4 protein-coding genes are annotated in these 5,532 nt (G+C 73.4%); 1 reads left to right on the forward strand and 3 read right to left on the reverse strand.

Features of this window, described 5'->3' with window-relative positions:
* Positions 1 to 161: 161 nt before the first annotated feature.
* Both LCD31_RS24905 and LCD31_RS24910 read right to left on the reverse strand, forming a co-directional pair.
* A complete protein-coding gene (locus LCD31_RS24905; protein WP_224961885.1) occupies positions 162 to 2,459 on the reverse strand; it encodes an ATP-binding domain-containing protein in 2,298 nt (765 codons plus the stop codon).
* Positions 2,460 to 2,577: 118 nt separating this feature from the next.
* The gene (locus tag LCD31_RS24910; protein WP_224961887.1) at positions 2,578 to 3,978 is read right to left on the reverse strand and encodes a gluconate:H+ symporter; all 1,401 of its coding nucleotides are present in this window, start codon (positions 3,976 to 3,978) and stop codon (positions 2,578 to 2,580) included.
* A gap of 183 nt (positions 3,979 to 4,161) precedes the next feature.
* Here LCD31_RS24910 and LCD31_RS24915 point away from each other — a divergent pair, with 183 nt between their 5' ends.
* On the forward strand, positions 4,162 to 4,881 hold the full coding sequence (locus tag LCD31_RS24915) for a FadR/GntR family transcriptional regulator (RefSeq protein ID WP_224961889.1): 720 nt from the start codon (positions 4,162 to 4,164) through the stop codon (positions 4,879 to 4,881).
* On the opposite strand, the gene LCD31_RS29665 is transcribed toward LCD31_RS24915, so the two are convergent.
* A complete protein-coding gene (locus tag LCD31_RS29665; RefSeq protein ID WP_224961891.1) occupies positions 4,875 to 5,453 on the reverse strand; it encodes a transglycosylase SLT domain-containing protein in 579 nt (192 codons plus the stop codon). The two genes, LCD31_RS24915 and LCD31_RS29665, sit on opposite strands and share 7 nt — an antisense overlap.
* Positions 5,454 to 5,532: the final 79 nt, after the last annotated feature.

The raw sequence follows: 5,532 nt of genomic DNA on the forward strand, positions 1-5,532 counted from the left end.
GGACGGCATGACCGGTCCGGAGCTGGCCGTGGGCAGAGTCGTGGAGACGCCCGGCGGGGGCGGGGGAGTCGGCGGGGGGCGGGGCCCCCCCCCCCCCCGCCCGGGGGGGGGGGGGGGGGGGGGGGGGGGGGGGGCCGGGGGGGGCCCCCCCGCCGCGGGGATCACTCCTCGCCGAGCGCCCCCAGGACGGCCGGGAGGGCCGCGCCGGTGTGGACCACGCCGAGGCGCTGGGTGGCGCGGGTCAGGGCCACGTACAGGTCGTTGAGCCCGCGCGCCGACTCGCCGAGGATCCGGTCCGGGTCGGCGACCAGCACCGAGTCGAACTCCAGCCCCTTCGCCTGCTCGACGGTGAGCACCACGGCCCGCGCTTCGAGGCCATCCTCCTGGGCGCCCACCTCGGCCTCCGGCACCTGCTCGGCGATGCGGCCACCGACCTCGGCGAGGTGTTCCGGCGGCAGCAGCACCGCGAGGGTGCCCTCGATGGCCGCGAGCTCGGCCCGCACCAGGTCCGGCAGTTCGGCGGCCAGCTCGGCCGCCGGCACCCGCCGCGTCCACGGCTCGTGCCCGCTGGTGCGCACCGAGGTCGGCGCCTCCAGGTCGGTGTCGAGCTCGTCGAGCACGTCCGCGGCGACCGCCATGATCTCGGCGGGCGTCCGGTAGTTGACGGTCAGCTCGGCGAGCTTCCACCGGTCCATCACGTACGGCGACAGCACCTCGTCCCACGACGCCGCGCCACCGAGCGCCCCGGTCTGGGCGATGTCGCCGACGAGCGTCATCGACCGGCTGGGGCAGCGGCGCATCAGCACCCGCCACGCCATCGTGGACAGCTCCTGGGCTTCGTCGACGATGACGTGCCCGAAGGTCCAGGTGCGGTCCTCGGCGGCGCGTTCGGCGGCGGTGAGGTCGCTGCGGGTGCGGTGGCGCTGCGCGAGCAGTTCGGCGTCGAGCACGTCGGAGACGCGGAGCCGTTCCTCGTCGGCGATCTCCTCATCCTGCTCCATGATGTGCAGCACGCCCTGGGCGTAGGCGAGTTCCTCGCGCTCCTGCCGCGCCTGCTCCTCACGGGCCTTGGTGTCGTCCTCGCCGAGCAGTTCGGCCAGCTCGTCCAGCAGCGCGGCGTCCGCGGGCGTCCACGCCGACCCCGGCGCGCGCAGCAGCAGTTGCCGCTCCTGGTCGGTGAGGTGCTTGCGGGCGGCGGTGGTGAGCCGCTTCGGCACGCTGAGCAGGTCGTCGAGGAGCTGCTGCGGCGTCAGCTGCGGCCACAGCGAGTCGAGCACCTCGGTGACCGCGTCGTCGGCGCGCAGCTCGGCGCCGATGTCGTCCAGGTCGCGGCGGTCCAACAGGTCCCGGCCGAGCCGGTCGGCCACCTGCCTGGTCAGCCCGGAGACCATCTCCTTGCGGAAGATCTTGCGGGCGTGGTTGTGCGGCTTGCGGGACCGGCGGGCGCGGCTGCGGGCGTGCGAGACGAGGTTCTTGCCGATGGTCAGCGGCTCCCGGTCGAACAGCACCTCGATCGGTTCCCGCGGCACCCGCTGGCGGTCCCGCACGGCCGAGTTCAGCACCTGCACCATCGCGCCGCGGCCCTTGATCTCCGCGGCCTCCGCCGGTTCGAGGGCGGTGGCGTCGATGCCGGGGAACAGCTGCCCGGCGGTGGACAGCAGCACGCCGGTCTCGCCGAGCGACGGCAGCACCTGCCCGATGTAGCGCAGGAACGTCGAGTTCGGCCCGACCACGAGCACGCCGCGCTTGGTCAGCTGCTCGCGGTAGGTGTAGAGCAGGAACGCGGCGCGGTGCAGCGCGACCGCCGTCTTGCCGGTGCCCGGCCCGCCCTGCACCACCAGCACCCCGTTCATGGGGGCGCGGATGATGCGGTCCTGCTCGGCCTGGATGGTGGCGACGATGTCGCCCATCTGGCCGGTGCGGCGCGCGTCGAGCGCGGCCAGCAGCGTCGCCTCCCCGGCGAGGCCGAGGTCGCTGCCCTGCTCGCCGGCGTCCAGGTCGAGGATCTCGTCCTCGAGGTCCACCACGGTGCGCCACTTGCTGCGCAGGTGGCGGCGCCGCCACACGCCTTCGCGGGCGGCGGCGGTGGCCAGGTAGAACGGACGCGCCGCCGGGGCGCGCCAGTCGATCAGCAGCGGCTCGTACTCCCGCTCCTCGTCGAACAGGCCGATCCGTCCGATGTGGAAGACCTCGTCGCTGTCCAGGTCCAGGCGCCCGAAGCACAACCCGTGCTCGACCGCGCTGAGCTGGGTCAGCTTGTCGGTGTACATGGTGGTGGAGATGTCGCGCTCGGTCCGGGCCTGCGGCGTCCCGCCGGTTTCGCGCAGCGTGTCGGTGAGCCGCTTCGTGGCGTCCCGGCGGAGTTCGTCGAGTTTGTCGTAGAGCGTCGAGACGTACTGCTGCTCGGCGGCTAGGTCGTCGGTGCGGTCGGGTTCCCGATCAGCTCGGGCATTGGACAACTTGGTTCCACCTCGTGCTCAACCGTGATGTGCCGGACGGATGTGCCGGACGGGTGCGATGCGTCCCTGGCGAAAGTCCGACCAACCATCATACCGGCCGCGGGAGCGGTCCCTCCGGCTACAGCAGCAGCTCCAAGAGGCAGATCACCGCGAACGAGACGACGGACAGGATGGTCTCCATCGCCGACCAGGTCTTGAGGGTCTGCCCGACGGTCATCCCGAAGTACTCCTTCACGAGCCAGAACCCGGCGTCGTTGAGGTGCGAGAAGAACACCGAACCGGATCCGATGGCCAGCGCGACCAGCGCCCCGTGCACCGGGTCCAGCCCGGCGACCAGCGGCGCGACCATCCCGGCGGCGGAGATGGTGGCGACGGTCGCGGAACCGGTGGCGACCCGGATGCCGACGGCGATCAGCCAGGCCAGCACCAGCGGCGACAGGTGGGCGCCCGCGGCCAGGTCGGTGATCATCGTGTTGACGCCGGATTCGACGAGGGTCTCCTTGAACCCGCCGCCCGCGCCGACGATGAGGATGATCCCGGCGACCGGCGGCAGCGAGGAGCCGACGATGCCGGAGAGCCGCTCGCGCCCGATCCCGGAGCGCGGCCCGAGCGTGCCCATGGCCAGCAGCACGGTCAGCGCCAGCGCCACCACCGGCGTGCCGAGGGTGTCCAGCACCGCGTAGGCGCCCGTGCCCTCGGTCAGCGCCAGGTCGGCGACGGACTTGCCGAGCATCAGCAGCACCGGCAGCAGCAGCATCAGCACCGACAGCGCGAATCCGGGCCGCCTGCCCTCGCTGTCCGGGCCGGGGGCCTTGCCGAGCAGCGTGGACGCGGCGGGCAGCTCGACCCGCTTCGCGATGAACGAGCCGAACACGGGTCCGGCGACGATGGCGGTGGGGATGGCCACCACGATGCCGAGCGCGAGCGTGGTGCCCAGGTCGACGCCGAGCGCGTCCACCGCGGCCAGCGGCCCCGGGTGAGGCGGTACCAGCCCGTGCAGGATGGACAGCCCGGCGAGCGCGGGGATCCCGATCCGCAGCATCGGCTGCTCGGAGCGGGCCGCGACCATGACCACGACCGGCACCAGCAGCACGACGCCGACCTCGAAGAACATCGGCAGGCCGAGCAGCGCCGCGATGAACACCATCGCCCACGGCAGGGTGCGGCGGGTGGTGCGCGCGAGCACGGTCTCCACGATCTGCTCGGCGCCGCCGGTGTCGGTGAGCAGCCTGCCGAGCATGGCTCCGAGCGCGACGAGCAGCCCCACGTCCCCGACGGTCGAGCCGAGCCCTTCGGTGAAGGTGTCGACGAGGTCGGCGAACGGCATCCCGGCGGTGACGCCGAGGGTGGTGGCGCCCAGCGCGAGCGCCAGGAACGGGTGCAGCTTCACCCAGCTGATCAGCAGGACGATGACGGCGATGCCGGCGACCGCGGCGGCCAGCAGGCGGGTGTCATGGCCGGTCCAGGCTGCGGGCGGGGCCTGCGCGAGCAGGGCTGCGGTCGGGTGCGGCAATGGCATGGGGGCTCCTCGCTGAGCTCGGTCGCGGCCCAGCCTAGGAGTAGATCCCCAATAAGTATGACTTTTGGGTCAGGTGAACCGATTAAGTCGGCTCTGTTAGCCGGGTCACCGGCATAGTGCGGTCAGGCGCCCGCGGCCTCCGGGGCGTTGCTGGAAGAGTGGGCCGTCGACGGAAGGAGCCCGGTGAGCGGCGGATTGCACGGGCAGGTGGTCGACGTGCTCGGCCACGAGATCAGCGCGGGAGTGCACCCGCCGGGCAGCGTGCTGCGGATCGACGGGCTGGAGGAGCGGTTCGGCATCTCCCGCAGCGTCGCCCGCGAGGTGGTGCGCACCCTGGCCTCGATCCGGCTGGTGGTCAGCCGCAAGCGCGTCGGCGTGGTGGTGCGCCCGCGCGCCGAGTGGAACACCTTCGACCCGGCGCTGATCCGCTGGCTGCTGGCGGTGGATCGGTCCGCGCAGGTCCGCACGCTGGCCGAGCTGCGCACCGCGGTCGAACCGGTCGCCGCGGCCGCCGCGGCCCGCAACGCCGGTCACGAGCAGGCGGCCCGGCTGGTCGCGCTCGCCGAGCGGATGGTCGCCACCGCCCGCGCCGGCGACCTGGAGACCTTCCTGGAGGCCGACGTCGCCTTCCACGGGCTGGTGCTGGCCGCCTCCGGCAACGAGATGTTCGCGCAGCTGGAGGACGTCTTCGGCGAGGTCCTGCGCTGGCGGACCGGCCGCGGCCTCATGCCGGAGCACCCGAAGCCGGTCGCGCTCCGGCTGCACTGCGAGATCGCCGAGTGCGTCCGCGGCGGGGATCCGGCGCGCGCCGAAGCGGCGATGCGCGAACTGGTGGAGGAGGCGTTCGAAGGCACCCTGGAGAGCCTCGACGCCGAACGGCGCGCCACCGGAACCGCTCAGTAGCCCTCGTACGAGCCGCCGGAGCTCACGCCCTGCACGCCGGGCACGTTCGAGATCGAGCCGTACCGGTCGATGGAGTAGCGGGTGGCGGCGACGATGTTGTCCACCGGGTTCCAGATGTCCTGGTGCCCCGGCACCGCGTACGAGTGGAACGTCGGGTCGATCGTCTGCATCAGGCCCTTCGACGGGGTGCCCGCCGCGGCGTTCGAGTCCCAGCCGTTGGCCGCGGCCGGGTCGCCACCGGACTCGTGCAGGATGATCGTGCGCAGCGCGGACGGGTCGATCTGCTCGCGGGGGACGCCGTTCGCTTCGAGGACCGCGGTGGCCTGGCTGATCCAGCCGTCGACGGGGTCGGTGGGCGCGCCGGGGGGGGGCGGGGGGGGGGGGGGGGGGGGGGGGCGGGGCCGGCGGGGGGGGGGTTGCCGGGGGGGGCGTGTGGGTGGGGGGGGGGGGGGGGGGGGCGCCGGGTGTGTACGGTGCTGAGCACGCCGGTGGCGACGATCGCGGCACCGATCTGGGCCGTCCGCATCCGGGGGGTGAGGCGGTGCGGGCCGATGGCGGTGCCGACGTTCCACAACTCGCGCAGCTGCGGGACCGTCTTCTCCTGCAGGCGCCGCAGCGTCGCCGGAGTCTTGCGCTCGGGGGTGGGCAGGG

The organism is Saccharopolyspora sp. 6M, assembly GCF_020176775.1.
In the GTDB taxonomy this organism is placed as follows: domain Bacteria; phylum Actinomycetota; class Actinomycetes; order Mycobacteriales; family Pseudonocardiaceae; genus Saccharopolyspora_C; species Saccharopolyspora_C gregorii.